Raw genomic sequence first — 26,456 nt, 5'->3', positions numbered from 1 at the left:
GAAACCCACTGCCATGCTCGTGCACATCCCCGGCGTTCTGGAACCAGGGCAACTGCGCTCGTTCATGGAAAGGCTGTTTTCCACCGACGCTCCCTGGGTGGACGGCCGCGCCACGGCCGGCCACCAGGGTGCCCAGGTCAAGCGCAACGAGCAGATCGCCGAAGGCACGCCGCTGGCCATAGAGCTCGGAGGCGTGGTCGAAGCAGCGCTGCGGCGCCATCCGTTGTTCGTAAGCGCAGCCCTGCCCGACCGCCTGTATCCGCCGATGTTCAACCGCTATGAAGGCGGCATGCATTTTGGCAGCCATGTGGACGGCTCGATCCGCTACCTGCCCGGCAGCGACACGAAGATCCGCACCGATCTTTCAGCCACCCTGTTCCTGGCCGATCCCGCCAGTTATGACGGTGGCGAGCTGGTGGTGGAAGACACCTACGGCACGCATGCGGTCAAACTTCCCGCCGGTGACATGATCCTTTACCCCGCCAGCTCCGTGCACCGCGTGGAGCCCATCACCCGGGGCATGCGCACCGCCTGTTTCTTCTGGGTGCAAAGCCTGGTGCGCGACGATGGACAACGCGCGCTGCTGTTCGAACTGGACACGGCCATCCAGCGACTGACCGCGACCGACGCCGACCAGGCAGCGCGCGTGCAGCTTACCGGCTGCTACCACAACCTCCTGCGCATGTGGTCCATTGCCACCTGATCAACGGTAATAGCCGTGGTAATACCCCTGGTGATAAGGATGGTGGTAATAACCGCCACGCGCCGGCACAACGATGCAACCGGTGGCCATGGCGGCGAACGCACACAAACCGGCAATCAGCAGTAGCTTCTTCATGGCGCCTCGCCTTTCGTTGGACACGGGACATAAAACGGGTGGCGCCGGTCGCAAGTTGACGGTGGATACCGCAGGTTTTTGCCTTGGGTTCATGATTTGCACAGCGCGTGTACAGCTTCGATGCGTGACTGGCGTATCACGCACCTGTGACACTTGGCCGGTACACTCCCGGTGGGGTTGGGCCACTAGCTGTGCCAGGCAAAGGAATAACCATGCAGCGCATCAGTCTTGAATGGGCCGTCCGGACGCGCCTTGCGCGCCGGACCGGCGTCTTTGTCGCTTTCGCCGCGCTCACGATGCCGTTCTCGGCGCTGGCACAAACCGGTTTCAACGGTGCTCCCGCTTCGGCCGTCAAAATGGCCAACCCGGTCGCAGGACAAACCGCTGCCATCAAGCAAGGCGCCACGCTCTACGCCACCAACTGCGCGAACTGCCACGGCGCCGTCGGCCAGGGCAATGGCAACATACCTGGCGTTGCCACCGACAAGGTGCGGCAGGCGAAGGAGGGCGAGCTGTTCTGGTTCATCACCCATGGCAGCGTCAACAACGGCATGCCCGCCTGGGACAAGCTCTCCGAAGCTGAGCGCTGGCAACTGGTGAGCCTGCTCAAATCCGGCGACGTGGCCAAGGCCAGCGCCACGGCCGATGTCCCGGCGCCCATCGCCAACGATAACTGGCCGCCGCCGAAGCCGCCTTTCACCGATTTCCGCTACGAGGCGCCCGGCAAGACGCGCAAGATCACCGTGGCCGACCTGCCGCAGCCTTATGCCACGCCTTCGGCGGGCAATGCACCGAAAGTGGTACCGCGCCCGGCCAATGTATGGCCAAAAACGCTGCCCGGCTTCAAGGTGGATATCTACGCGCAGGACTTGAAGCGCCCGCGCCTGATGCGTACTGCGCCCAACGGCGATGTGTTCGTGTCCGAGACCCACGCCGACCAGATCACCGTATTCCACGGCATGACCGCCGACGGCAAGCCGGCCAGCCAGCAGGTGTTCGCCACGGATCTCAACAAGCCCTTCGGCATCGCCTTCTACCCGCCCGGGCCGAACCCGCAATACATCTATGTCGGCAACACCGACGAAGTCGTCCGCTTCAGGTACAGCAACGGCGACCTGAAGGTCCAGGGCAAGCCCGAGCACATCGCATCCCTGCCCCACGGAGATGGCCACAGCACGCGCGACGTAGCATTCTCACCCGACGGCAAGCGCCTGTATGCGTCGGTGGGTTCGGGATCGAACGTGGACGATCCGGATACCACGCCCGCCGAGCACAACCGCGCCGATATCCTGGTGATGAATCCCGACGGTTCGGACATGAAAGTGTACGCCTCGGGTATCCGCAACCCCGTGGGCCTGGCAGTGGATCAGAAATCGGGTGAAGTGTGGACATCGGTGAACGAGCGCGACGGCCTGGGCGACAACCTGGTGCCCGACTACATCACGCATGTGCAGGAAGGCGGTTTCTATGGCTGGCCATGGTGGTACATGGGCAACCACCAGGATCCACGCCACGCCGGCAAGCATCCGGAACTGGGGCCCAAGGCTATCGTGCCCGACGTGCTGCTGAACCCGCACAACGCGTCGTTGCAGCTGACTATCTACGACGGCAAACAATTCCCTGCCCAGTACCGCGGTGACATCTTCGCCGCCGAACACGGTTCATGGAATCGCTCGGCCCGTGCCGGCTACGAAGTGATCCGCGTGCCGCGCCATGGCACCACCCGCGCCAGCGGCGTCTACGAGGATTTCCTCACCGGCTTCGTGCTGCCCACGGGCCAGGCCTGGGGACGCCCGGTCGGCGTCACGGTGGCACCGGACGGCTCGCTGCTGGTAAGCGACGATGGTTCCAATACGATCTGGCGGGTGAGCCACGGCGGCGCGGGGGCCGCAGCGGGCCAGTAGGTTAGCCCGCCTCCTTCTTCGGCAACAAGGCATCGTCGATCTCACGGGCGCGCTGGGCGGCAGGTCGGGACTGCAGGCGGCCGGCGTATTCGACGAATGCGGGCCGCTTGTCGATAGTGCCGAACATCAGGCCCCAGCCGACGTGCGATCCCACGTACACATCGGCGGCGGTGAACTGCGAACCACAGATGTATTCGTTCTGCTTCACCGCGTGTTCCAGGGCGTCCATGGTCGCTTCGAAATTCCCGTAGCCGGCCATGGCCTCGCGATCAGGCGGCACCTGGAAACCCAGCGACTTGTTGGTTACCGCAGCCTCCAGCGGACCGGCGGCGAAGAACATCCAGCGGTAATAGGGTCCGCGGCGAAGATCGCCTGCCGGCGGCGCCAGGTTCGCCTGCGGGAAGGCATCGGCCAGGTACGCACAGATCGCCGCGCACTCGGTTACCACGGTGCCGCGGTGGACGATGGCGGGCACCTTGCCCATGGGGTTGATCGACCGGTACTGCGCTGACTTCATGCCGTCGAACGGCACGATCTCCGTACGATAGGGCTGCCCTGTTTCTTCCATCATCCAGCGCGCGATGCGGCCGCGCGACATCGGATTGGTATAGAAAACCAGTTCGTCGGTCATGGCGGTACCCTCGATGTCATCGGTCCGCGCACGGTGTCACGGGTCCCGGCAGGGGTCAATGGCCTTGGCAGGAGAGCTCAGGGTGCATCCAGGTAAGGACGAAGCACTCCTTCGATCCAGTCCATGAACGCCTTCACCCGGCGCGGCAGGTTGCGGCGATGGGCGTAGACCAATGACACCGGCATGGGCTCGGCAGGAAAATTCTTCAGGATCTCAACCATCGTCCCAGCCTGTATCTGCGCGTTCATGGCGCCTGCGGGGACCTGCACGATGCCAAGTCCAGCGGCACACGCGGCCTGGTATGACTCGATGCTGTTGACGGTGATCACACCGGCCATCGGCATGTTGCGATATTCGCCTTCCGCCGGATATTCGAAGCCTTCGGGCCGCGTACCCAGGTTCGTCACGTAGTGCACCAGCCGGTGATGGGCTAGGTCATCCAGGGTAACTGGTTCGCCGTACTGCTGCAGGTAGGCCGAGCTTGCACAGTTCATCATTCGCATCGCGCCCAGCCTTCGCGCCACCAGGCTCGACTCCGCCACGTGCCCTACACGTACCACGCAGTCGAAGCCCTCGCGAACCACATCCACCCGTCGATCGCTGCTGCTTACCTCGATCTCCAGGCCCGGGTGCCGGGCAAGCCATTCCCCCAGGCGCGGCACCACCATCATCCGGGCCATCGAGCTTGGCATGTCTACGCGAAGGCGCCCGCGCAAGGCCTCGCTGCCATCACGGAACATCGATTGCATCTCGTCGACGTCGGCCAGGAGATCACGAACGCGCTCGTAAAAGGCCTGGCCATCCTGCGTGGGCTGTACGCGGCGGGTCGTACGGTGCAGCAGGCGGGTGCCCAGCAGTGCTTCGAGTTCCTGGATGGCCGTGGATGCACTTGCCTTGGGCATGCCCAGCGAATCCGCCGCCCGGGTGAAGCTGGCCAGCTCCGCGACACGGGCGAACACCTGCATGGCCTGGAGTTGATCCATTGGTCTAAATTCCCGAACAGAGCAATTTATTCTGGCCAGTTTATCACTTCGATCCCGACCAATAGAGTGATCCCCATTCGAACCCGGAGCACCCGCATGACCAACGCAATCGCACTGATCACCGGCGGCAGCCGCGGCCTGGGCCGCAATACCGCCATCGCCCTTGCCCGCCTGGGCACCGATGTCGTGCTCACCTATCACAGCAACAAGGCGCAAGCCGATTCGGCCGTGGCCGAGATCCAGAAGCTCGGCCGCAGGGCCACCGCGTTGCAGCTGAATACTGGCGATGCGTCCAGCTTCGATGCCTTCGTCGTAGAACTCAAAAAGTCATTGAAAACAATCTGGAACACCGACAAGTTCGACCAATTGGTAAACAATGCCGGTACAGGTCTGCATGCCGCTTTCACCGACACTACTGAGGCGCAGTTCGACAGCCTGATGAATGTCCACGTCAAGGGACCCTACTTCCTCACCCAGAAGCTGTTGCCGCTGATGAACGACGGTGGCCGCATCGTGATGCTGTCCAGCGGCCTGGCGCGTTTCTCGATGGCGGGTGTGTCGGCCTATGCATCAATGAAGGGTGCGGTTGAGGTTCTGGCCCGCTGCCTGGCCAAAGAGTTGGGCCCACGCGGCATCGCCGTGAACGCGTTCGCCCCGGGTGCCATCGCCACCGATTTCGGTGGCGGTACCGTTCGCGACAACCCGGAGGTGAACAAGATGGTGGCTGCCAATACCGCCCTGGGCCGCGCGGGCGAACCGGATGACATCGGCCCGGCCATCGCCTCCCTGCTCTCCCCGGCGAACCGCTGGATCAACGGCCAGCGCATCGAGGCATCGGGCGGCATGTTCGTCTAGGGAACGGACGATCGATCGCCCCTGCCACGGGTGCCGGGCATCCGTCACATTTCCGACAACAGCTCCACGACCGCCTTCCGGGAAACCGATCCTTGGGCGCAAGATGCAAGACGCTTCACAACAGGAAAGAAAGCGGCCATGACGCCGAAAATTCCGCCCGTACCCGTGGCCGCAGCTCCACTGCGCGTGCTCCTGCTCGAAGACGATGAGTTGCTGCGTGATCGGGTGCTGGTACCGCAATTACGCGGGTTCGGATTCGACGTGGCAGCGATAGGAACGGCGGCCGGGCTCGAGGTGTATACAGCCACCGCATGGCCGGACATCCTCATCCTCGATGTGGGCCTGCCCGATGGCGACGGATTCGAGGTCGCCCGCCGCCTGCACGCAGACATGGACGATGTCGGCATCGTCATGTTGACCGGACGCAGCGGCAAGGTCGATCACGTGCGCGGCCTGGTCGAAGGCGCGGATGCCTATCTGTCCAAACCCGTGGACGTCGACTTGCTCGTGGCGACGATCTACAGCCTCGCGCGCCGTTTACGCGTAACGCCAACGCCTGGCGCCGGTCATTGGCACCTGGATGCCGATGGCTGGTGCCTGCTATCGCCGGGTAGCGATGTAGTTGCGCTGACCAAGACGGAAGGTCGGCTGCTCGCAAAATTCTTCGAGAGTCCGAATCAGGCGATCTCACGCGCCGATCTGATCGGAACATTGACCGACAACGCCTACGACTTCGATCCGCACCGGCTTGATTCACTGATCCACCGCCTGCGCAAGAAAGTGCAGCGCGTGATTGGCATCCCATTACCGCTCAATGCCGTGCATGGCGAGGGCTACGTCTTCGTGCTGACCTGATCGGGCCCGAGCTGATACGGTGGGAAGATGGATGCGGAAGATCGTGCCCTTTCCCGGTTCGCTTTCCACCTCGATGCTGCCGTTCGCGTTGTGAACCAGGTTGTCGACCACGGTAAGACCCACACCGGTGCCGCTGCCCACCGGTTTGGTGGTGAAGAATGGCTCGAAAATTCGCAACCTCATCTCTTCGGACATACCGATACCGTTGTCGCTCAAGGTTAATTCGATCGCATGGGGACCATCCGCGGCGATCGCGACTTTGAACGTTCCGTCGTGAAGCATCGCGTCGCGTGCGTTGGAAGCGATATTCAGTATCGCGAGCTCGAACTGACTGCGGTCGAACGAAATCCAGAAAGGACGATCCGGCACATGGAAATGCAGCCGTACCGCCGCCGGAAACAGTTGGCGCAGCATCGGCTTGAGATCCAGTGTCGCCTCCACCGCATCGAAGACCTCGACCTGGGTCATGTCGCGACGACTGAAGTTCAGCAGCTTGCGGTTGATTGCATCGGCTCGCCGCCCGGCCATCTCCACACCCAGCAGGGCCTGACCCAGAGCCAGCGCATCGGCACCAAGTTCCGCGCCGGGTTCATCCAGGCGATGACGCTCCCTGGCGAAGCCGAGCACGATGCCAAGCACGTTGTTGAAATCATGGGCGATACCCTGGGCCAACTGGCCGATGGCTTCCATTTTCTGGGCATGCAGCAGTTGTTCCTGCGCGCGTTCGCGCTCGAGCATTTCATGTTGCAACTGCTGCCGATGCATATTCGATTCGGCCAGCGCTTCGCGCAACGCGCCGATGCTTCGGTCCAGGATGATGGTGACCAACGCGTAGCTGAAGACCCGGAACAGCAAGCCGTTATAGGCGGCAAAAAAACTCGCGTGCTGGCCCGGGTCGTGCAGGTAGTCGGTGGTCATGCCCGTCGCGCAGATCACCAGGATGGACACATAGATCGTCCACAACGCCCGACGCCCCAGCATCAGCCCCCCAAGCGCCAGCGATATGAGCAGCAACGTATCGCCTGGAGTCACCTTGTAACCGAATGCCGCATAGGCAAACAGGCCTGATATCAGCTGGGTGGCGAGAAATTGCGTGACAGCCGGCCTGAATTTTCCGATGCGGATCAGATAAAACCCGAACCATGCGGCCATCGTGATCGCCACGTCCGTACCAAGATCCACGGCGATGGACAACTCTTTGGACACGACTGTCTTGTCGAAGAAGCTCGACGTCATGTAATCCCACTCGGACGTCAGCAGGTAAATCTTTATCAGCGGCGTGCGGCAACCTTGATAGGCCAGGAAGAGTTGCAGGAATACGGCGTTTCGGCGATCGACGGGGTCGTTGATCGGCAAACGATTCAACCAGGCTAGCAGGCGTTGCCACATCGTGATTCTCGTTGATAGCGGGCACGGCCCAGGCACATACACGGCCGCATCATGCTACGTCTTCTACCAGCCAAAGACGTGATCAAGCGCAGGATTCCCACGCCAGGCGCACCCAATACGAACAGGCCGGGCATGCGAGCCCGGCCTGTCCATAAGTACCCCACGGGTATCCTTGCTCAGTCGCTAGGGGACTTGCAGGCTTCGCTCTGATTCAAGGACTCGATAATAGCCGCGCCACCTGATGCCGACGTGCCCTGCAGACGAGTCGGCTGCACCTTCATGCCGGCGGAAATCACCACCGGCTTGCCCGTGGCGTCTGTGACACGGAAGGACTGGAAGCCGCTGCCGGTGCCCTGCCACTCGAAAGCACCACCGGCGTTGTCGACCCACAGAATGTCGGCCAGGCCGTCACCGTCGTAGTCGGCGATGCTCGACATGGTGTAACCGGCTTTCACCTTGAGGACCTGCTGATCCACGACGGTAAAGCCATTCATGATCCACCACGACATTTTGTTGCCGGCGGCATCGGTCCAGATCAGATCGGTCTTGCCATCACCGTTGACATCGCCGGCACCGTACAGGACAAAGCCCGGCTTGTGATCGGCGACTTGATGGGACACGAAATTCCCGGCGTGGTTGTTGATCCACACCGTCACGCTGTTGTCGTCCGGACGGGTCCACACAATGTCGGCGTAGCCGTCGCCATCGACATCGGCGATGGTGGGCACCGAGCCTGCTGGAGCGGCTAGCACGGGACCGACGTGGGCGTTTACGTGGCGGATAGGCCCGTTCCTGCCGAAGAGGAGGCCCAGGCTCAGGTCCCACCAGCTGATTTCGCCGGTGCTTTCGTTGTGCCACAGCAGATCGGCCTGACGGTCGCCACATTGGTCTGGGCCGTTGAAGTCGCCCGGGCCCACCAGCGTCCAGCTCGCCGCATACGGATCGCCCAAAACGTAGGGAAGGTACTGGTCCGGACCACCGGAGCCGTCGGACAACCACACATGAAGCTGGTGGTCCGGGCCGGTCCAGGCAAGGCTGGCATAGCTGAAGCCAATCGCGCTCTGCGTCGTTGTAACACCACTGAGGTGCACGAACAGACCAGCATTTGCACCAATGGTAAAGCCAGGGTCGACGGGCTGGGTTCCCGTGCGCAGCATAACGCTGCCCTTCATGGCCATGTCGGTGAAGATGCCCGCAACGGGATCGACCAGCGCGATGTCGCTGTAGTTATCGGCGCCCACGGAGAACGGATTGAGGAAATCGCCCGGCGCTCCGTAGCCCAGCGCGCGGGAGGTCTGGTCGTACTTGATCATCGCATTGACCAGATTGGTCACGTTGGCGCTTCCCAGGCCCGTGGCATAGTCATAACCGGCGTTGGTTTTCCATGCCGGCGCCAGCGCGATATCACCACCCTGGCTGATAACGCCGAAGCTATTGCCCGGTGCACCCGAGTAGCAATCAGCGCCGCCTGCAAAGCAGGGCACGTCGATATCGCCCTGGGTTACGTCGTTGAATACGCAGTCACTGTCGATCGATGTACCGTTGGACGAATTACAGGCGTTCAACATGGCCTTGTTCGGCGAGGCGTTGGTGCCGTACTCCTTGGTGGCGATCGCATACAGCGCCGGTGCGACATTGCCGTGGCTCGCCTGCGTCGCCTGGTTGATCAAGGCCTGGACGCCAGCCATGGCCGGCGCCGCAAACGACGTACCGCCGGCACTGTTGAAGAGCACATTGTCAGGATTGCTGTAGTCGCACGCGGTGCCACCGACACTCGCATCGGACATACAGAACAGCAGCGCGTGACCATAGATGCCATTGGCAGAGAACAGGGAAATATCAGGCTGCATGCGAACGTGACTGGTCGGCGCACCGTAGATATCGGCCTGCCAGGGCGGCTGGATCCAGAACGCGCTGGGGCCGCCGCTGCCACCGGCGGTGTTCATGAACTGCTGGCCCGCGGTGGTGTTGCACGCCTTGACGCCGTTCTTGAAGTTCAACACGGCGTCGAGCTTGCTGCTTGCGCACGAATCGTTCCATGTCTGCTCGGGTATGTAGCTCACCGCCGAGAGGCCGCCCGGCAGATTGGTTGAAGTCCAGTAGTTCGCGGTTTTGCCAAGGTCGTCGAAATCCGTACCACCCACCGACACATTCCATGGTGTCGACGACATGGCATTGACGTTGATGCCGAACGATGCCGTCGAGCTGTTCTGATCGCAGCCGGCGGAGCCTGCATCGCCCGACGACACGTAAACGGTGACACCCTCGGCCGCAGCCTGTTCCCAGAGCAAGCCGACGTCGTTGACGATATCGTTACGGCTGATAATTTCGCATTCGCCGTAGCTCAGGCTGAACACCGACGGAGGCGGCACGTTGGGATTGTCCAGCAGGTTCATGGCCGCCGTGAACGGACCGAACTGCGGGCTATTGCTGTCGTCGCAGGATGCAAACACGATATTGGCATCGGGCGCGGCCGCGCCGATCCATTCGGCATCTAGCGCCGCCTCGCCTTCGTCGCCGTTCCTGCCCGGGTCGGTGCACGTCGGGTCAATGCTACCAGCGCTGGAGAGAGTCCCGGTTGGATTCACATAATTGACGACACCCTTGGCGTCGGCCGGCAGGAACGTGGTACGAAAGGTCGCCACGTCCTGCGGCTGCACATCGGTGCGCTCGAGCACGGCGACGGTCTGACCGGCACCGCGTATCGGCGTGGCCTGGCCCCACAAGGGCTCGACGTTGTAGATCTTGTTGAAATCCGCCGGCACCACGTCGTAGGAGACGCTGGGATCCTGCGTGCCTGGCGGCACGGTGAAGTCGGGACTGGTCGAAACCGTCTTCCACTGGCCGGTATGCTTGTCCTTGGTTACCGTACCGACATCGTGGTGTTGCGGTTTCGGGAAGAAATTGTCCAGCGAGGCGACGCCTTGCACCACCGACGCCAGCGCCTCGGGAATCTGCTGATCGCCAACGTTGGCGAAATGCGATTCACCATGGCTGGTGAAGGTGTGCAGCTGGGTATGGAAGGCGGCACGCACTTCCGCCGAGGTGCCGGAGAAGCGGATCATCGTGCCCGCGGGCAGTACCTCGTTGACGGTCAGGCCTTGCGAGCGTAGCCAACGGGTGACTTTATCAATATCCGATTGAGCCGGACCGAACATGCTGCCGATCTGTTTCGCGGTCAGCCACTGATGGTACTTCGACGAACCGGGGCTATTGAGTTCGTTGACATACGCATCGAAACGGCTTTGTTTCTGCGCACTGCGCTTGAGCAGCAAGGTCATGTTGCGTATCGGCTTGATGTCTGCCACCGCGCCCTGGTCAACGGCGTTGAGTGCCTTCAGGGAGTGGCTGCCTTGCACGGTGGTCAGCTTTGTATTGTCGACCGCGTTGGTAATCCTCGCGGTATCCGGCGCGAAGGCCGGCGATGCCTGGGTTGGCGCCGCGGCAGCGTGGGAACCCAGTGGAACACCAAATCCAAGCAACAGCAAAGCCGTGGCGAGCAAGCCGCCACATCGATAGAACGTCATGTTGATGTCTCCCCGATAGGGTATTAACCCGAGCGTTGAACCCATGCAAGGACGGGTCGCCTTCTCGCGAAGCTCCGCCCCCGTTCGCTGCTATCGCTAAAGCTGCCGCCGTTGTCGGCTCCCCGCACTTCAAGGATGCAAGCAGCAGCCATACTAGGCAGACGTCATTGACGGGTCACGCACGTGTTTTCGCCAATTCTCGCCATTTCTCACGGTCATGGCGGAACGGGGCCCGCCAACCGCGGGATCAGCGTGCCGGGTTACTTTCAGCGCAAGGTGAACTCGTCCGCGTCCATCCACGCCGGGAATCGTTCGCGATGGGCGAGCAAGGGCGCCGGGTCGATCTTCACTGTCACCACCTGCTCAAGCGAGCCCAATTCAACCAGCGCCTCACCGACCGGATCGATCACTGCGCTATCGCCGGCGTAGGGCAATTCGTTGCCATCCACGCCCACGCGGTTCACGCCGATCACATAGCTTAGGTTCTCGATCGCACGGGCTCGCAGCAAGGTGCGCCACGGCTGCCGGCGCGGCGCGGGCCAGTTGGCTACGAAGATGGCAAGGTCGTAGTCCATGCCGCCTTCGGCTTCTTCGCGGCGGGCATTGCGCAGCCACACCGGGAAGCGCAGGTCGTAGCAGACCTGCGGCAGGATGCGCCAACCCTTCAGTTCCACCACCAGGCGTTTGTCCCCGCCCCCATAGCGATGGTGTTCGTTGGCCATGCGAAACAGGTGGCGCTTGTCGTAGTACGACAACGAGCCATCGGGCGACACCCACAGCATGCGGTTGAAGTTGGTCTCGCCTTCACGGATCACCACGCTACCGGTGATGGTGGCGTCGACTTCCTTCGCCAGGGCTTGCGCCCAGGCGATACCCGGACCATCCATCGACTCGGCATTACCCAGCGTGTCGTTGGTGAAGCCGGAAAGGAAGGTTTCCGGCAACACGAACAGGTCGCTCTTCGGTGCTTTGCGCACGAGCTCACCGTAGTACGCGCGATTGGCGTCTGCGTCGTGCCAGCGCGTGGCGCCCTGCACCAGGGAAACGGTCAGAGTTTGCACAGGCGCTCCGCGGCGGCTTCCATGGTGGCGTCCACTTTGGCGAAACAGAAGCGGATCAGGCGGGTATCCGGCGGCGTGGCGTAGAAAGGCGTGAGCGGAATGGCGGCTACCCCACCCTCGCGCACCAGCCACTCGGCGAAGTTGATGTCGTCAATGTCGCGGATCTGGCTGTAGTCGGCCAACTGGAAATAGCCGCCGGGGACATCCAGCAAGCCGAAACGCGAGCCTTTCATAAGGTCGCGGAAGCGGTCGCGTTTGGACTGGTAGAAGGCCGGGAGTTCCAGGTAGTGTTCCGGGGAGCTTGCCAGGAATTCGGCAAACGCCCATTGCGCGGGATTGAAGGTGCAGAAGGTAAGGTACTGGTGCACCTTGCGGAACTCGGCGGTGAGCGTCTTGGGCGCCACGCAGTAGCCCACCTTCCAGCCCGTGCAGTGGTAGGTTTTTCCGAACGAAGACACCACGAAGCTGCGCGCGGCAAGCTCCGCATGGCGAAGCACGCTCTGGTGCACGGCGCCATCGAACACGATGTGCTCGTAGACCTCGTCGGACAGCACGATGATACCCGTGTCGCGCACGATGTCGGCAAGCGCGTCCAGGTCGCCTTTCGCCAGCACCGCGCCGGAAGGGTTATGCGGCGAATTGATCATGATCATCCGCGTGCGTGGCGTGATTGCATCACGCACGCGCCCCCACGGAATGGAGAAGCCGGGCAACGACAGCGGGATATGCACCGCGGTCGCGCCCTGCAGGTCGATCGCTGGTTCATAGCTGTCATAGGCCGGATCGAACACGATCACTTCGTCGCCGGCGCGCACCACGGCGGCGATGGCGGCGAAGATCGCCTCGGTGGCGCCGGAGGTGACGGTGACCTCCGTGTCCGGGCTCACATGACGACCGTAGATGCGTTCTGTCTTGATGGCGATCTGCTCGCGCAGCGCGCCCAGGCCAATACCCGGTGCGTATTGGTTATGGCCTGCCGCCATTGCACGGGTGACGGCCTCGCGCAAGGGTTCGGGTGTTTCGAAATCGGGAAACCCCTGCCCCAGGTTCACCGCCTTGTGTTCCACCGCCAGCTGGCTCATCACGCTGAAGATGGTGGTGCCGACCTTCGGCAGTTTGGTCTCGATCTGCATGCTCACCTACAAGGGGTTTGGACGGCTAAACGCGGGCTATCGTAGCACGGCCTGCTTCCTTGCACTTTTCAAGGCGTGCCGCGCGTACCGGTGGCAGGCGTTCGGCCAGGAAGTCGACGAAGGCGCGGACAGCGGGAAGCAGGCCACGGCGGCTGGGATAAAGAAAATGCAGGATGCCCTCGGCGGTGGTCCACTCCGGCAGCACCCATTCCAGGTTGCCGCTGGCAATGCCCACGCCGCAGAATTCCTCGGGAAGCAGTGCAATGCCGGTACCCTGCAACGCTGCATCGAGCAGGGCGTTGAAATCGCCGGTAACCAGGCGCGGTTGCACTTCCACTGATTCGCGCTTGCCGGTGGCGTCGAGCAGATCCCACACCTGCACGCCTTCGTGTTCGGACATCGACAGGGCGGCAAAGCGCGCCAGGTCCGCAGGATTCGACGGCCGGCCTGCCTTGGCCAGGAAATCCGGCGAAGCCACCAGTAGTGCACGCGACCCGCCGAAGCTGCGCAGCACCATGGTGGCGTCGGTGTCGAGCTTGTCGCGCACACGGATCGCCACATCGAAACCCTCGCCGATGATGTCCACGCGCCGGTTGCTGGACAACAGGCGTACCTGCACCTTCGGGTACATCGCCAGGAACTCCGGCAGGATCGGCCCAACCAACGATTGCACCAGCGATATTGGGCAACTCACCCGCACCAGACCGCGTGGCTCGGTGCGCAATTCGTCCACGGCGTCCTGCGCTGCCTGGGCTTCTTCGAGCACCGCGCGGCAATGGCTATAGAACCGCTCGCCTACTTCCGTCACCACGAAGCGGCGCGTGGTGCGCTGGAGCAGCCGCACACCAAGGCGCTCTTCCAGCTGGGCGATGCGCTTTGACAGGCGCGACTTGGGCACACCCAGGGCCCGCCCGGCAGCCGAAAACCCGCCGTGCTCGACGACGGCTGCGAAGAAGTACAGATCGTTGAGATCCTGGAGTGCCCCACCCATCGAAACCATGTCGTTTCCCAGAGCGAACGATTAGTCCCGATTCTGCCATCTTATCGGCTGATTGTCGCGGACTTACCCTTCTTTCCAGTCACGGCGCTACCGCCGCAGCTCGAACGAGGATCAAGCCATGAAACTGCTCCACATCGACGCCAGCGCCCTGGGCGCCTATTCCGTCTCACGTGAACTGACCCAGTCGGTGGTGGGCCGTTTCCGTGATGCCTATTCAAACCTGGACGTCACCTATCGCGACCTCGCTGCCCTGGGGCTCGACCACTGGAGTCCTGTCGCCGACCCGGCCCATCCCGCCGCCGCGCAGAATAAGGCGCTGATCGATGAGTTCCTGGCCGCCGACATCGTGGTGATCGGTGCACCGATGTACAACTTCTCCATCCCCAGCCAGCTGAAGGCCTGGATCGACCGCATCACCGTGGCCGGTGTGTCGTTCCGCTACACCGCCAGCGGCCCGGAAGGCCTGGCCGGTGGCAAGCGGGTGATCGTGGTGTCCTCGCGCGGTGGTGCTTATGGTGTCGACGCGCCGGCCGCGCCGATGGATTTCCAGGAACCCTATCTGCGCGCGCTGTTCGGCTTCCTCGGCATCGAAGATGTGGAATTCGTTCGCGCGGAGGGTCTGTCCATGGGCGATGACGACCACAAGAAGGCCACCATTGAGCGCGCCCGCGCCGTGGTGCAGGCGTTGCCGCTGCAAGTGGCCGCTTAAGGCATGGCGGGCAAGCGCTCAGCGCTTGCCCGGTTTGTCCTTCGGCATGTTCTGGTGCTCATGGGGACTACCCGTCCCCGGCACCTTGCTGCCGTCGGCGGGGCGCGGTTTGGGATTGGTTTCCGCGTAACCAGATTCACGTTTAGGTTTTTCGCGTTCGGCCATGGCGTGCTCCTGTGACCTTCCTATCGTGCCGCTACCGGCGTGAAGGCTCTGTTCCACGCTCCAGCCATGGGCGGTAACCAGCAATCCCGCCAGGCTCAGCAGATCCTGCCGGTTGTGCTCGGCCACGCGCTTGAGGTTGGTCGAGGCACCACCGCGCAGATATGACAACCATGCGCGGGGAGCTTCAGATCCCGGCAGGTCGTCCTCGCGAAGCACATCAAGCAACTTGCGCTCGGCCGTGGCCAGGCGGCAGTTCTCCCACACGTGGCGATAGCGCCGCCGCATCGGATGCAGCAGGTCGACATGCGCCAGGCCCGGCAGCGGGTTGGCCATCCGCGCCAGGCGGTAGCGCGTGGCCAGCAGCGGTGCATCGTAGGATTTGCCGTTGTAGCTCAACAGTACCGTGGACGGTTCGATCCACCCGGCGAACGCGCGCAGCATGGCCGCCTCGCCCGACATCGCGGTGAGATACAGCTGCCGCACGCACAGTTCATCTTCCTCCCAATGCGCCGCACCGATCATGAAGGCGCGTGTCCCCGTGCCACCGGCCAGGCCCGTGGTCTCGGTGTCGAAGGCGAGTACGTGGGAGCGTTGCGCACTGTCCATGCGCGCAAAGGCCAGGTCGAAGTTCTCCGGTACCGCCGATCCCGAATGGCGCCGCTCCAGATAACGCAGGCCCGGGGCGATCTCCTCGCCAGGCACGTCGCGTGAACCACGCTCCACGCGCCCGATGGCGCGATCGCGCAGGCCCGCCAGGCGCCGCAGGCTGTCCCGCAGGGCATGATCTGCCGGTGCGACGCCATGAGACGACAAAGATGGCGTTATCGGAGCCGTATCCAACTTCAGCGCAGGCAACGATGAAGGCCGTGCCGGCGACAAGCCCGCCTGGCCACGAAGCCGCGCCAGGCGCAGTGCCAGTTCACTCATGCAGCCGTATCCAGCAGGCCCAGAAGACGCATGGCGAGCATTTTCGGTGTCTCGCCGCGCTTCTCATCGGCTGCCAGTACCGGCCCCACGCACGCCGGGCAACCCGCTTTGCACGGGCAGCGTTCCACGCTCTGCAGGGCCATGCGCAGCAATTCGGGCGAGCGAAGGAACAAAGGCTCGGAAAGGCCCACGCCACCGGGGAAATTGTCGTAAAGGTAAACCGTGGGCAGGAAGCGGTCGAAGGCGTCGGGCACGGCCAGGCTGCCGTCGTCGCTACGCAATTGCCCGCGACCTGAATTATCCACCTGCGCCGACCATCCGCCATCGCCACTGCCCACGGCTCGCTGCAGGTCACGGCCTTCGGCCATCACCGCGACGATGGCGCAGGTGTGCAGGGCGTAACCGGCTCCCAGGAATCCATCCAGCGCCGCCTGGCGCGAGGCGAATGCAGTATCGAGCACGGCTGAAGGCAACTGCCACCACACCGCGGTGGTATGCAGTTCCTGGTCGGGCAGCGCGACCGGGCCATAGCCGATGTTTTCGTGCGTGTAGTAACGGATCTTCTTATAACCGGCCACGCGCCGCACCACATGTACCTCACCATGGTGGCAGGTCCCTTGCCCCGCGTTCGAACCATCGAAGCGCTCGAGTTCCTTCAGCTTCGTGTAGTCGATAGCGTCGGTGTAGTAATCCACATGCGTGCGCGTGCAGTAGGCCTTGCGCCCTTCCCAGTCCAGCCGCTCCACCTGGTAGGGCACCGACTGCACCATGTGGATGGCGCCTTCATACAGGGTGAGCGCCGCGGCCGAATAATCCACCTCGGCAATGATCACCTGGCGTCCGCCGGTGCGGTCCACCACCACGAAATTGCCATCGGCCACCGAGCGCAGGCTCACCGCGTTGGCAGGATAGCTGTCGGCAATCCATTCCCAGCGGTCCCCTTCCTGGTGCACCACTTCGCTTTCGGCCAGCACCTGAAGATAGGGTTCGGCATCGATCGGCCCGAAGCGCTCACCACCGGTGAAGGGAAGTTCGAAAGCGGCACAGCGGATGTGGTCGAGCAGGATCAACGGCTGGTCAGGATGAATGCGCGCGTGCTCAGGTGTTGCCTCGATGAAGAATTCCGGATGGCGCATCAGGTATTGGTCGATCGGCGTGGAACTTGCCACCAGCACGCCCAGCGAGGGACGTTGCCGGCGTCCCGCCCGGCCGAAACGTTGCCAGGTGGCGGCGATCGATCCCGGGTATCCATTCAGGATCACCGCATCAAGGCTGCCGATGTCCACGCCCAGTTCCAGCGCTGAGGTGGAAACGATGCCGTCGACGGTTCCCGCGCGCATCTGTTTCTCAACTTCACGCCGCTCGGTGGGCAGGTAGCCGCCACGATAGGCACGGATGCGCGCCGTCTTGCGCGGATCGTGGTCGAACACATCCTTCAGGTACTTGGTGAGCACCTCCACCATCAGCCTCGACTGCGCGAATACCAGCGTCTTCAACCGTGCCTTGATGGCGATGCGGGCGATCAGGTTCGATTGCGAGCGCGCCGACGCGCGCAGGCCAAGATCCGGATTGATCACCGGCGGGTTCCACAACAGCACGTGCCGATCGCCGGTGGGGGCGCCGCTTTCATTCACGGCGAACACATCTTCCTCGATCAGTGCGCGGGCGTGGTCGGCGGCGTTGCCAATGGTCGCCGAGCACAGGATGAACTGCGGGCGCACGCCATAGAATTCACAGATGCGCTTCAGGCGCCGGATCACATTGGCCAGGTGTGAACCGAACACACCGCGATAGCTGTGGATCTCGTCGATCACCACGTAGCGCAGGTTCTCGAAGAACTGCGCCCACTTGGTGTGGTGCGGCAGGATGCCCTGGTGAACCATGTCGGGATTGCTCACCACGATATCCCCGTGCAGCCGGATCGCCTGCCGCGCATCGCCCGGCGTATCGCCATCGAAGGTGAACGCCTTCACGCCCAGTTCCCCGGCGCGGTTGATCTCCAGCAATTCCGACACCTGGTCCTGCGCCAGTGCCTTGGTGGGGAACAGGTACAGCGCCTTCTTGCCGGCGGCAAGGGCTGAGGCAAGCACCGGGGCGGTGTAGCAGAGCGTCTTGCCCGATGCGGTGGGCGTGGCGATCACGACGTGCTTTCCTTCCTGCGTGGCCCGCCAGGCATCAGCCTGGTGGCGGTACATCCGCGCCATGCCGCGCGCGCGCAAGGCATTGGCCACGACTTCAGGCAGGTCGTCGGGAAAAGGGACATAGTCGCCGGCCCGCCCCGGCACCAACAGGCTGCCGGTGACCCTGTCGCGGTATTTGTCGCGCAGCCGGCTGGCGAGCAATTGGCCATCCGCCTGCCGAAGCATGATTTCGCTGTCGGCGCGGACCGCGGCTGTACTGAGGAAATTCGACATGCGGCCCGGCCCCTTGGATGACAGCGCATGTGTAAGGCAGCGTTGTCTCACCGGCTGCGACTGCAAGGTCAGGAGCCATAAAAATGCCGCCGCCGCACGAGGCGGCGACGGCTAAGGGGGTAAGGCTAGATACCCCGCCCGCCGTCCGTTGCTCAAACGGGCCGATGGCCGGGGTGCCTATAGGAAAGCATTGATTGCCTGCCGTGTATGTAGGCGAGAACCTACACTTTTTCGGCGTCAAGAAGGATGGATGACAGGCGCCTGGTCCACGGTTGCCCACACGCCACTTTCATCTTCCACGCGCAACTCCACGTCCAGCCCTTTCTGGTTGCGAATGGCAGCTGCCATCTGCAGGGCCTGGCGCATGGCGTCGGCACGCGTGGCATAGGTCCCCACCAGGGCCGATCCGCGGCGGAGTGTCCATTGGCCATGCGCAGATGCGTTGTAAGGAACGTACAGGACGGTGCGCTGTGAATTCATGAGACTCCGGCGCGGTCAAAGTGGGGGCCGCATCGCGACGCTAGGGGGCGCACCGTCGCGGCAGCGTTACGACCGGGTCGCGCGACGGCTCACACGCTTTCTCCTGATTACCCGCCAGCTGCACCATCGTTCAAGTTCGTGACGAAACTGCAAGCGATGTCGTCCGTGAAATTCACCCGAGCCTGAACGGCCAGGGCCTAACGTAGATGGTGAGCCTGCACTGCCGCGCAGGACGGAGGAATACGATGGACAAAAATCGCGTTGAAGGTACGAAACATGAGGTCAAGGGCGCCGTTAAGGAAGGCGTGGGCAAGGTCACCGGTAATGTCGGCAAGCAGGCCGCCGGCAATATCGAGAAGAATGCCGGCAAGGTCCAGAAGGAAGTGGGCAAGCAGAACGATGCCATTCGCGACGCTGATCGGCACTGACTCCCTCAGCTCCCCACACGGGGAGTACCACACCACAACGACGAAGGCCGCCCCTTGGGCGGCCTTCCATTACCCGCGGACCGCGACGTTCAGGCGGCGTGCTGGTCTGAACCCTCTCGGGCGGTCTTGCGGTTGAACGCACAAAGGCGGGACTCGGCCACCGCCTGCAATAGCTGGTCGCGATCGAAGGGCTTGGCCAGGCGAATGCACGAATCAGGCAATTCCAGGTCGCCGCCTTCGTGAGTACACAGCGCCACGATGGCCAGGTCCGGTCGCTGGGCAATGGCCCAGTGCAGGAAACCGCCCTCGTCATCATCTTCAAGGTGGTCGCAATGGGTGACCAGAACCGCAAGCTGGGGCATCGCGTTAAACAATAAGCGGGCCTGACCGCCACGTTGCACCGTCACCACGCGGTAGCCTTCGCCTTCCAGCGCAAGGCTGGCACCCTCGGCGACACGGCTGTCGGGCTCAACGATCAGCAGCGGCAAGCTCGATATCATCGTAAATTCCTGCATGTACCTGTGCATCCTAGCAAAGGGGCCGGCGGAGCGTCGAGGACATCATCACGATGCCATGGCGTTCCTTTCACCTGCATGACGGGAAAAATCCCGGGTCTAACCCGGCCTTCGGAGGGTTGCCATGCATCGCGAACCGGATATTCCCGTCGACCCGGACCAGGGGCCTCCACACCCCCATCGTGGCACGTCGCCGGACCCGTCCGAGCACGAGCCTGACCGCGATCCCTCTGACCCGGCAGGCGCTGCCAGAGCGCACTAAAGAATTCCATCGATCTCCCGACATAGTGATCGAGGGGGCGCGATCGGCGCCTTTCGCAGCACCAGGGAGCCCACGCCATGATGACCGAAAAGACCAGCCCGGCACCCCGCCCCACGTCCTTCCGCGTCTACAAGCCCCTAGCCACTGCCCGTTCACGTCGGTTTGTTTCGCGCGGCCGTCGTCGCGCCGCTCCCATGAACTGATACCCGCGCCGCCCATCTCATTATTGGCGTGGCCCGTATGTGACGAACTGGCTATTGCCGGTTAGATAGAACGGATCAATGATCGGCCGACCGTCAATGTCCGGAGTTCGTCGTGGCCGATACCCCCATCGCAAGCGGCATCAAGGTACGTGCCGTGGTACCTGCCGACGAAGCACGATGGCGCCCGCTATGGGACGGCTATAACGCGTTCTACGGACGGTCCGGCTCCGCCGCCCTGCCTGAAGCCATCACCGAAGCTACCTGGAACCGCTTCTTCGACGACAGCGAGCCGATGTACGCACTGGTGGCCGAAGCCGAGGGGAGCCTGGTGGGGTTCACGCACTATCTCTTCCATCGCAGCACCACGCGCATGGCACTGGTGTGCTACCTGCACGACCTCTTCACCGTCCCGATGGCGCGCGGCCGCGGTGTGGCCCGGGCGTTGATCGACGGTGTATACCAGCGCGCTGCCGATGCGGGTGTTCCGCGCGTTTACTGGCAGACCCAGGAAAACAACACCGACGCCCGGCACCTTTACGACAAGGTCGCCAAGTTCCAAGGCTTCATCGTCTACAGCCACGACCAGGCCTGAGAGACGATCCATTCCACCGTGCCGGCGGCTGCCGGCATGCGACACTCATCGCCAGCAGATGCCTGGCCGACCGGCCGGCGTGCTGGACAAAGGGGGTTGCATGTCGTGCAAATGGACGGCGAAAGCCGCGTACCTGGTGATCATGTTAAGCCCGGCGTGCCTCGCCATGGCGGCGGAGAAACCTGCGCCCGCCGTGGCCCAGGCGCCCGTGGAAGCACGTGTACCTTTCAGCCCGACACTGGTGATGGGCACCGATGGCCTCCAGCACCTCGCGTATGAAATCCACATCACCAATTACTACGGCGACACCGGCCCGCTGACCGCGCTCGATCTGGACGTGAAGGCCGACGGCTCCGATGCGTCGCTCGCCCACTGGTCGGCAACCGACATCGCCAGCATGGCCAGGCCCACCCCGAAGGAAGGCCAGCCGCTCCGGATCGAACCGGGCAAGCAAGCCACCATCTATGTGTTCCTTAGCCCACGCGCCGGCGTACAGCCCCGCGTGCTGCGCCACACCATGCACTTCGATATGGGCGGCAAGGTCGCCTTGCTCGACGGCGTTCGGGTGGATGTATCGCCTGCGCCGCCGATGCGCCTGGGGCCGCCGTTGAAGAGCGGACGATGGGTTGCCCATGAGGGACCGGGCAATGCCCATTCCCACCATTGGGGAAGCATCGTGGTAGCCAACGGCGATATGACGATTCCCCAGCGATACGCGCTCGACCTCGTCGGTGTGGACGCGCGCGGCCACGCCATGCGTGACAATGTGAAGGACTTCTCGCATACCACACACGCCGACTGGTACGGCTATGGCACCGAAGTACTGGCCGTCGCCGATGGCGTGGTCACGGCCACCCGTCATTCCGAGCCCGACCACGCCCCCTTGCAGGCCCAACCGGAACCATCGTCGCTTACCCTCGATGGTCTGTTCGGCAATTACGTGGTGCTGCAGGTCGCACCCGGCACGTGGGCCGGCTACGCACATCTGAAACCAGGCAGCGTGCTGGTGAAGCCCGGCGATCATGTCAAGCGCGGCCAGGTGATAGGCCGGCTGGGCCAGTCCGGCAATTCCGCAGCGCCGCACCTGCATTTCCAGCTTGCCAACCGCCCCACCTTCGAAGGCTCCGAAGGCATGCCGTTCGTGTTCGACACGTTTCGCTACGAAGGCACGGAAACCGAGGGCCAGATGTTCGGCCAGGGCGATCCGTGGAAACCGACGGATGGATCCATGCGCCACGACCAGATGCCGTTGAGCGACACGGTGATCAATTTCTCGCCGTAACCGACGCTCGCATATAGGAAGTCTACCTTTACAGTTAGGCTTCCTATTTGTTAAACTCTCCGCATGTCGAATAACCCGCGCGACACCACGCGTGCCCAGGCCATGGCCTCGGAACTGCGCTTTGCCATCGGACAGCTCAGCCGGCGCATGCGCGAGCAAGGCCTTACTACGGATGAGCTCACCTGGCCACAGGTAGCCGTGCTTACGCGGATAGAACGCGATGGCCCGGCGGGCGTCTCGGACCTCGCCCGCGCCGAAGGCGTGCGGCCGCAATCGATGGGCGCTACGGTGGCCTTGCTACAGGACGCCGGCCTGGTGATCGGCCAGCCGGATCCCGCCGACGGGCGCCGCACATTGCTTAACCTTACTCCCGCCTGCCGCAAGCTTCTTACCGATAGCCGCGCCAGGCGCGCAGACTGGCTGTTCCGAAGTATCCAGGCGCAGTTCACGCCCGCCGACTACGAAACCATCGAACAGGCTACCGCGATCCTCAAGCGGCTGGCCGGCGGTTCCTGAGTCATGCCCCGCTTCGCCAAGGGCAACTTCCGTTCGCTGGCCGGCTACAACTACCGTACGTGGGCTTCGGGCGCATTGGTGTCCAACGTGGGCACCTGGATGCAGCGCACCGCGCAAGACTGGATCGTGCTGGCGGAACTTACCCATCGCAATGCCACCGCCGTGGGCATCGTGATGGCCCTTCAGTTCGGTCCACAGATGGTGTTACTGCCGCTCACCGGCTTCGCCGCCGATCACATGGACCGCCGAAAGCTGCTGTTCGCTACGCAGGCGATGATGGGCCTGCTGGCACTTGGGCTTGGCCTGCTCACCGTGACAGGCGTGGTGGCGCTGTGGCATGTGTACGCCTTCGCCCTGGCACTGGGTTGCGTTACCGCGTTTGATTCACCCGCACGGCAGACATTCGTTTCCGACCTTGTCACCGAGGGCGAATTGCCCAATGCGGTGGCGCTGAACTCCATGTCGTTCAACGCCGGGCGCATGATCGGCCCAGCGGTGGCCGGCTCGCTGATCGCCGGCATCGGCACCGGTTGGGTATTCCTGCTCAACGCGCTCAGTTTCGCCGCAGTGATCGTGTCGCTGATGCGTATCCGCACGGCGGAGTTGCACGTGCGCGAGCGTCCCGCGCGTTCACCAGGCAGTTTGCTGGAGGGCTTCGGCTATGTCTGGAAACGCCCCGACCTTCGTGCCGCGCTCACCATGCTGTTCCTGATCGGTACGTTCGGCCTGAATTTCCCGATCTTCATCTCCACCATGTCGCTCACCGTGTTCCATGCCGGCGCGGGTGAATTCGGTGTGCTTTCGTCGGTGATGGCACTGGGCTCGGTCGCCGGTGCCTTCCTTGCCGCAGGCCGCGACAAGCCGCACATCGCGCTGCTGTTCGTGGGCGCGGCAGTGTTCGGCGTGGCGTGCCTGGCCGCTGCATTGATGCCCAACTACATCCTGTTCGGGATCACCCTGGTGGTGATCGGCGTGGCCGCGCAAACCTTCACCACCACCACCAACGCCACCGTGCAATTATCCACCGAGCCTGCGATGCGCGGCCGGGTGATGGCCATCCTGCTTGCCATCGCCATGGGCACCACGCCGATCGGCGCGCCGATCGTCGGCTGGGTAGCCGACACCATGGGTCCGCGTTGGTCGCTGGGTATCGCCGCCGTCGCCGGCATCGCGGCGGCGGCGATCGGCCTTAAGTACCTCTTCGCCTATCGGGGGCTGCGGGTGTGGCGCCAGGGCATGCGCCTGCGCTACGTGATGAACGATCTTCGTGCACCCCCGCCGCCGGTTGACTCTCCCAGCGCGCGTGAGCAGCGGCAGGCGGATGAAGTGAGTTCCTGAGCCTCACCTGATAGCGGCATCGAACCCCGGCAGGACGGATGGAAACATTCTCGGAAGATGCCCCGATAACGGCCCAGGTCGTTCCGCAAATCGTCACTTCCTGTAAGCATCCTTACCCGGAACCGCATTATTGTGCCGTTCCCGACGTTCGCCCTACATGGAGTTCCACCGCATGTCCTTTCGTCCCAGGCTGCTCGCCGTTGCCATCTCAGCACTCGCTATCGGCGCAACCATCCTTCCTCCCCAGGCCATCGCAGCAACAGCGGCATCAAGCCCGGCACATGCCGACCTGCAGCACGCGCTCGATGGATTGGCCGCGAAAGCCCAGCCAGGCCTGATCGGCATCACCGTCGTCGATGTCGGCAGTGGCAAGCACTGGAGCGTCCGAGGCACCGAGCCGTTCGCCATGATGAGTTCCTTCAAGGCGCCCGTTGCCGTAGCCGTGCTCGACCTGGTCGACCAGGGCAAACTGACACTGGACCACGAAGTAACACTGGCGCCCTCCGATTTTCAGAATGGCTCGGCCGTGCCATCGGTCGGCGCGGCATTAAAGGGTGGCCGCACCCGGTTCACCGTGCATGATCTCCTGGTGGGCTCGGTAAGCCAGAGCGACAACACGGCGGTGAATGCCTTGATCAACCTCATCGGTGGGCCGGCGGTAGTCACCGCGAAACTGAAATCCGCCGGCATCCAGGGTATGCGCGTGGATATCGATGAAGTCGGCATCGCCGAAATCTTCCGACAGCTGCCTGCCGGAACCTCACCGCCCAAGGGCGAGACCGACGCCCAGGAAGATGCACGCCTGGCCCGGGGTTACGCGGCATTCCTGGCCGATCCACGCAACCGCACCACGCCCGAAGCCGCGGTGGATTTCCTCGGCAAGCTCGCCGACGGCAAGCTGCTGACCCCCAGGTCCACCACCGAGCTGCTGAAGCTGATGCGCAACCAGGTCATCCCCAATCGCATGCGCGCCGGCCTGCCCAAGGGCACGGACTTCGCCGACAAGACCGGCACCTCCAGTACCTTTGACGGACGCACGGGCGCCCAGAACGACATGGGCATCATCACCTTCCCCGACGGCCGCCGCGTGCTGGTGGCTGCATTCCTGCGCGACTCACCCGCTACCAGCGCGCAGCGCGATGCCCTGTTCGCGGATATTGGAAAAACGGTTTACCACGCCTTGCAGGCAGCGCCCTGATCAGGGCTGCATAAGGTCCGCTGTTCCCCGCTGGAAGCGCTCAAACGAAATCATGGCCTCTTCAACGGTGGCCTTCAGGCCCGCACGGCGCTTCACCAGCCAGGTCCACTTCTGTACACGGAGCTTGCCTGCCTTGCGGTCCATCTTCAGATCGAGCGCCGCCACTATCTCGTCGCCCACCAATATCGGCAAGGCGAAATAGCCGAACATCCGCTTTGGCGCCGGCAGGTAGGCTTCAAAGCGGTGTTCGTAGCCGAAGAACAGGGCAAGGCGTTTGCGCTGGATCACCAGCGGGTCGAACGGCGAGAGGATATGCACGCGCGATGGTTCGTGAGCCAGGGGCGCCTCCAGCGCCCCTGGCTCAATCCAGTGGCGCGGTTTCCCGGCATCGCCCACGTGCACTTCCACAAGCTTCCCGCGCCGGACTGCCTTCTCGATCAATTCCCCCACAAGGGGTTTAAAGCCGAGGTTTCCGTAGCAGGTTGAATCAAGGCTCACCAGACCTTGCGAGCGCAAGGCGCGATCAAGCAGGTATTGGGCGAACTGGGCGGGTTTCGAGCCTGCCGGACGGCGCGTCCATCCAAAGTGGCGTTTGGCCAATTCGTACGTCTTGACGATGCCCTCGCGCCGGCTGATGGTGAGGTCGCCGTTGAAGAAACCGAAGTTAAGCGCGCGCTTGGAAGGCTTGCGGCTGCCCCAGGGGTGGGTCTTGTCCACCAGCACATCGTCGTCGATGTCACGGATCGACAGCGGCCCGTCACGACAAATACGCCGCAACACAGCGCGATAGTCGTCGTCATTGACCGGGGTGAAGAAGGATCCGGGGTGCTCGCGATAAGCATCCATCGCCGGCACGAAATGCCGGTAGTCGGCCAGGGGCAGATAGGCCAGTGCGTGCGCCCAGTATTCGAACACCGATTTGTCCACCGACTGCGCCTGGGCCAGGTCTGCCACCCGGTAACCGGGGATCCTGCTATGGAGAATATGGTGGTGGCTGCGTTCGATCACGTTGATGGTGTCGATCTGCACGTAGCCCAGGTGGCTTACCGCCGCCTCGACCGCCGCCGCGCCTTCACCGAAGGCCGGCGCGCCCAGCAAGCGCTGGGCGCGCATCCAGATGCCGCGTGCATGGGAAGGATCCAGCCGAACCGACGCCAACGCCATGCATGACTCTCCTGGATACCAATATCCGGAAAAGATACAACGCAACACGAGGCAAATAACGGGCGTATCCTCAAATGCCTTGTCGGC

Annotated in this window: 23 protein-coding genes and 1 pseudogene; 11 read left to right on the top strand and 13 right to left on the bottom strand. The window is 63.1% G+C overall.

Annotated elements, in window-relative coordinates; translation table 11 throughout:
• The first annotated feature begins 13 nt into the window (after nt 1-13).
• Complete coding sequence (locus VGM61_RS05010) at nt 14-703, top strand: Fe2+-dependent dioxygenase (protein ID WP_331521636.1); 690 nt, start codon at nt 14-16, stop codon at nt 701-703.
• Here VGM61_RS05010 and VGM61_RS05005 read toward each other — a convergent pair whose 3' ends face one another.
• The gene (locus VGM61_RS05005; protein WP_331521635.1) at nt 704-838 is read right to left on the bottom strand and encodes a hypothetical protein; all 135 of its coding nucleotides are present in this window, start codon (nt 836-838) and stop codon (nt 704-706) included.
• A gap of 212 nt (nt 839-1,050) precedes the next feature.
• Here VGM61_RS05005 and VGM61_RS05000 point away from each other — a divergent pair, with 212 nt between their 5' ends.
• Nucleotides 1,051-2,742 (top strand): PQQ-dependent sugar dehydrogenase, encoded by a 1,692-nt coding sequence (locus VGM61_RS05000; RefSeq protein ID WP_331521634.1) that lies wholly within the window; start codon nt 1,051-1,053, stop codon nt 2,740-2,742.
• A 1-nt stretch (nt 2,743) separates the two neighbouring features.
• Here VGM61_RS05000 and VGM61_RS04995 read toward each other — a convergent pair whose 3' ends face one another.
• Together VGM61_RS04995 and VGM61_RS04990 are read right to left on the bottom strand one after the other, a co-directional pair.
• The gene (locus VGM61_RS04995; RefSeq protein WP_331521633.1) at nt 2,744-3,373 is read right to left on the bottom strand and encodes a glutathione S-transferase family protein; all 630 of its coding nucleotides are present in this window, start codon (nt 3,371-3,373) and stop codon (nt 2,744-2,746) included.
• 77 nt (nt 3,374-3,450) lie between these two features.
• Nucleotides 3,451-4,356 carry a LysR family transcriptional regulator gene (locus VGM61_RS04990; RefSeq protein ID WP_331521632.1) on the bottom strand — a complete coding sequence of 302 codons (906 nt, stop codon included), beginning with the start codon at nt 4,354-4,356 and terminating at the stop codon, nt 3,451-3,453.
• 96 nt (nt 4,357-4,452) lie between these two features.
• Here VGM61_RS04990 and VGM61_RS04985 point away from each other — a divergent pair, with 96 nt between their 5' ends.
• Nucleotides 4,453-5,211 carry an SDR family NAD(P)-dependent oxidoreductase gene (locus tag VGM61_RS04985; protein WP_331521631.1) on the top strand — a complete coding sequence of 253 codons (759 nt, stop codon included), beginning with the start codon at nt 4,453-4,455 and terminating at the stop codon, nt 5,209-5,211.
• 138 nt (nt 5,212-5,349) lie between these two features.
• A complete protein-coding gene (locus VGM61_RS04980) occupies nt 5,350-6,066 on the top strand; it encodes a response regulator transcription factor (protein WP_331521630.1) in 717 nt (238 codons plus the stop codon).
• Here VGM61_RS04980 and VGM61_RS04975 read toward each other — a convergent pair.
• The 5 genes from VGM61_RS04975 to VGM61_RS04955 all read right to left on the bottom strand — a co-directional run bounded on the left by VGM61_RS04975 (nt 6,016) and on the right by VGM61_RS04955 (nt 14,176).
• Nucleotides 6,016-7,455: a sensor histidine kinase gene (locus tag VGM61_RS04975; RefSeq protein ID WP_331521629.1), complete on the bottom strand. Its 1,440-nt coding sequence runs from the start codon at nt 7,453-7,455 to the stop codon at nt 6,016-6,018. The two genes, VGM61_RS04980 and VGM61_RS04975, sit on opposite strands and share 51 nt — an antisense overlap.
• A 176-nt stretch (nt 7,456-7,631) precedes the next feature.
• Nucleotides 7,632-10,982 carry a protease pro-enzyme activation domain-containing protein gene (locus VGM61_RS04970; RefSeq protein ID WP_331521628.1) on the bottom strand — a complete coding sequence of 1,117 codons (3,351 nt, stop codon included), beginning with the start codon at nt 10,980-10,982 and terminating at the stop codon, nt 7,632-7,634.
• Nucleotides 10,983-11,248: 266 nt separating this feature from the next.
• Nucleotides 11,249-12,043: an amidohydrolase gene (locus VGM61_RS04965; RefSeq protein WP_331521627.1), complete on the bottom strand. Its 795-nt coding sequence runs from the start codon at nt 12,041-12,043 to the stop codon at nt 11,249-11,251.
• Nucleotides 12,031-13,176, bottom strand: a complete 1,146-nt coding sequence (locus VGM61_RS04960; RefSeq protein ID WP_331521626.1) for a pyridoxal phosphate-dependent aminotransferase — start codon at nt 13,174-13,176, stop codon at nt 12,031-12,033. Before VGM61_RS04960 ends, VGM61_RS04965 begins: the two co-directional genes overlap by 13 nt.
• A 25-nt stretch (nt 13,177-13,201) precedes the next feature.
• Nucleotides 13,202-14,176 carry a LysR substrate-binding domain-containing protein gene (locus VGM61_RS04955; protein WP_331521625.1) on the bottom strand — a complete coding sequence of 325 codons (975 nt, stop codon included), beginning with the start codon at nt 14,174-14,176 and terminating at the stop codon, nt 13,202-13,204.
• A gap of 118 nt (nt 14,177-14,294) precedes the next feature.
• Here VGM61_RS04955 and VGM61_RS04950 point away from each other — a divergent pair, with 118 nt between their 5' ends.
• Nucleotides 14,295-14,885 (top strand): FMN-dependent NADH-azoreductase, encoded by a 591-nt coding sequence (locus tag VGM61_RS04950; RefSeq protein WP_331521624.1) that lies wholly within the window; start codon nt 14,295-14,297, stop codon nt 14,883-14,885.
• 18 nt (nt 14,886-14,903) lie between these two features.
• Here the strand turns inward: VGM61_RS04950 and VGM61_RS04945 are convergent, their stop codons facing one another.
• The 3 genes and pseudogenes from VGM61_RS04945 to VGM61_RS04935 all read right to left on the bottom strand — a co-directional run bounded on the left by VGM61_RS04945 (nt 14,904) and on the right by VGM61_RS04935 (nt 18,871).
• Complete coding sequence (locus VGM61_RS04945; RefSeq protein WP_331521623.1) at nt 14,904-15,977, bottom strand: ribonuclease H-like domain-containing protein; 1,074 nt, start codon at nt 15,975-15,977, stop codon at nt 14,904-14,906.
• Nucleotides 15,974-18,328 (bottom strand): annotated as a pseudogene (locus VGM61_RS04940) (DEAD/DEAH box helicase); the annotation flags it as partial. The pseudogene VGM61_RS04940 and the gene VGM61_RS04945, both read right to left, overlap by 4 nt.
• A 300-nt stretch (nt 18,329-18,628) precedes the next feature.
• Nucleotides 18,629-18,871, bottom strand: coding sequence for a hypothetical protein (locus VGM61_RS04935; protein ID WP_331521622.1), 243 nt, complete (start codon nt 18,869-18,871; stop codon nt 18,629-18,631).
• A gap of 245 nt (nt 18,872-19,116) precedes the next feature.
• On the opposite strand from VGM61_RS04935, the gene VGM61_RS04930 reads away from it, so the two are divergent.
• Nucleotides 19,117-19,299, top strand: a complete 183-nt coding sequence (locus tag VGM61_RS04930; RefSeq protein ID WP_331521621.1) for a CsbD family protein — start codon at nt 19,117-19,119, stop codon at nt 19,297-19,299.
• Between the two features lie 89 nt (nt 19,300-19,388).
• Here the strand turns inward: VGM61_RS04930 and VGM61_RS04925 are convergent, their stop codons facing one another.
• Nucleotides 19,389-19,799 (bottom strand): hypothetical protein, encoded by a 411-nt coding sequence (locus VGM61_RS04925; RefSeq protein WP_331521620.1) that lies wholly within the window; start codon nt 19,797-19,799, stop codon nt 19,389-19,391.
• Nucleotides 19,800-20,391: 592 nt separating this feature from the next.
• Here VGM61_RS04925 and VGM61_RS04920 point away from each other — a divergent pair.
• The 5 genes from VGM61_RS04920 (at nt 20,392) to bla (ending at nt 25,205) form a co-directional block, all read left to right on the top strand.
• Nucleotides 20,392-20,871 (top strand): GNAT family N-acetyltransferase, encoded by a 480-nt coding sequence (locus tag VGM61_RS04920; RefSeq protein ID WP_331521619.1) that lies wholly within the window; start codon nt 20,392-20,394, stop codon nt 20,869-20,871.
• Between the two features lie 100 nt (nt 20,872-20,971).
• Nucleotides 20,972-22,153 carry a M23 family metallopeptidase gene (locus VGM61_RS04915; protein ID WP_331521618.1) on the top strand — a complete coding sequence of 394 codons (1,182 nt, stop codon included), beginning with the start codon at nt 20,972-20,974 and terminating at the stop codon, nt 22,151-22,153.
• A 63-nt stretch (nt 22,154-22,216) separates the two neighbouring features.
• The gene (locus VGM61_RS04910; RefSeq protein WP_331521617.1) at nt 22,217-22,669 is read left to right on the top strand and encodes a MarR family winged helix-turn-helix transcriptional regulator; all 453 of its coding nucleotides are present in this window, start codon (nt 22,217-22,219) and stop codon (nt 22,667-22,669) included.
• A gap of 3 nt (nt 22,670-22,672) precedes the next feature.
• Nucleotides 22,673-24,007, top strand: coding sequence for an MFS transporter (locus tag VGM61_RS04905; protein WP_331521616.1), 1,335 nt, complete (start codon nt 22,673-22,675; stop codon nt 24,005-24,007).
• Between the two features lie 172 nt (nt 24,008-24,179).
• Complete coding sequence (gene bla, locus VGM61_RS04900; RefSeq protein WP_331521615.1) at nt 24,180-25,205, top strand: class A beta-lactamase; 1,026 nt, start codon at nt 24,180-24,182, stop codon at nt 25,203-25,205.
• Here the strand turns inward: bla and VGM61_RS04895 are convergent, their stop codons facing one another.
• The gene (locus VGM61_RS04895) at nt 25,206-26,369 is read right to left on the bottom strand and encodes a winged helix-turn-helix domain-containing protein (RefSeq protein ID WP_331521614.1); all 1,164 of its coding nucleotides are present in this window, start codon (nt 26,367-26,369) and stop codon (nt 25,206-25,208) included. It lies immediately after the preceding gene.
• Between the last annotated feature and the right edge of the window lie 87 nt (nt 26,370-26,456).

This window comes from Pinirhizobacter sp. (assembly GCF_036499745.1).
In the GTDB taxonomy this organism is placed as follows: Bacteria; Pseudomonadota; Gammaproteobacteria; order Xanthomonadales; family Rhodanobacteraceae; genus Pinirhizobacter.
Note: the sequence above shows the minus strand (reverse complement) of the source record. Positions and strands in the feature narration are given on the sequence as shown.

What these genes read in the sequence shown, in the direction of transcription:
- VGM61_RS05010 (WP_331521636.1), top strand. Translation starts at nt 14, where the DNA reads ATGCTCGTGCACATCCCCGGCGTTCTGGAACCAGGGCAACTGCGCTCG.
- VGM61_RS05005 (WP_331521635.1), bottom strand. Translation starts at nt 838, where the DNA reads ATGAAGAAGCTACTGCTGATTGCCGGTTTGTGTGCGTTCGCCGCCATG.
- VGM61_RS05000 (WP_331521634.1), top strand. Translation starts at nt 1,051, where the DNA reads ATGCAGCGCATCAGTCTTGAATGGGCCGTCCGGACGCGCCTTGCGCGC.
- VGM61_RS04995 (WP_331521633.1), bottom strand. Translation starts at nt 3,373, where the DNA reads ATGACCGACGAACTGGTTTTCTATACCAATCCGATGTCGCGCGGCCGC.
- VGM61_RS04990 (WP_331521632.1), bottom strand. Translation starts at nt 4,356, where the DNA reads ATGGATCAACTCCAGGCCATGCAGGTGTTCGCCCGTGTCGCGGAGCTG.
- VGM61_RS04985 (WP_331521631.1), top strand. Translation starts at nt 4,453, where the DNA reads ATGACCAACGCAATCGCACTGATCACCGGCGGCAGCCGCGGCCTGGGC.
- VGM61_RS04980 (WP_331521630.1), top strand. Translation starts at nt 5,350, where the DNA reads ATGACGCCGAAAATTCCGCCCGTACCCGTGGCCGCAGCTCCACTGCGC.
- VGM61_RS04975 (WP_331521629.1), bottom strand. Translation starts at nt 7,455, where the DNA reads ATGTGGCAACGCCTGCTAGCCTGGTTGAATCGTTTGCCGATCAACGAC.
- VGM61_RS04970 (WP_331521628.1), bottom strand. Translation starts at nt 10,982, where the DNA reads ATGACGTTCTATCGATGTGGCGGCTTGCTCGCCACGGCTTTGCTGTTG.
- VGM61_RS04960 (WP_331521626.1), bottom strand. Translation starts at nt 13,176, where the DNA reads ATGCAGATCGAGACCAAACTGCCGAAGGTCGGCACCACCATCTTCAGC.
- VGM61_RS04955 (WP_331521625.1), bottom strand. Translation starts at nt 14,176, where the DNA reads ATGGTTTCGATGGGTGGGGCACTCCAGGATCTCAACGATCTGTACTTC.
- VGM61_RS04950 (WP_331521624.1), top strand. Translation starts at nt 14,295, where the DNA reads ATGAAACTGCTCCACATCGACGCCAGCGCCCTGGGCGCCTATTCCGTC.
- VGM61_RS04945 (WP_331521623.1), bottom strand. Translation starts at nt 15,977, where the DNA reads ATGAGTGAACTGGCACTGCGCCTGGCGCGGCTTCGTGGCCAGGCGGGC.
- VGM61_RS04935 (WP_331521622.1), bottom strand. Translation starts at nt 18,871, where the DNA reads ATGAATTCACAGCGCACCGTCCTGTACGTTCCTTACAACGCATCTGCG.
- VGM61_RS04930 (WP_331521621.1), top strand. Translation starts at nt 19,117, where the DNA reads ATGGACAAAAATCGCGTTGAAGGTACGAAACATGAGGTCAAGGGCGCC.
- VGM61_RS04925 (WP_331521620.1), bottom strand. Translation starts at nt 19,799, where the DNA reads ATGATATCGAGCTTGCCGCTGCTGATCGTTGAGCCCGACAGCCGTGTC.
- VGM61_RS04915 (WP_331521618.1), top strand. Translation starts at nt 20,972, where the DNA reads ATGTCGTGCAAATGGACGGCGAAAGCCGCGTACCTGGTGATCATGTTA.
- VGM61_RS04910 (WP_331521617.1), top strand. Translation starts at nt 22,217, where the DNA reads ATGTCGAATAACCCGCGCGACACCACGCGTGCCCAGGCCATGGCCTCG.
- VGM61_RS04905 (WP_331521616.1), top strand. Translation starts at nt 22,673, where the DNA reads ATGCCCCGCTTCGCCAAGGGCAACTTCCGTTCGCTGGCCGGCTACAAC.
- bla (WP_331521615.1), top strand. Translation starts at nt 24,180, where the DNA reads ATGTCCTTTCGTCCCAGGCTGCTCGCCGTTGCCATCTCAGCACTCGCT.
- VGM61_RS04895 (WP_331521614.1), bottom strand. Translation starts at nt 26,369, where the DNA reads ATGGCGTTGGCGTCGGTTCGGCTGGATCCTTCCCATGCACGCGGCATC.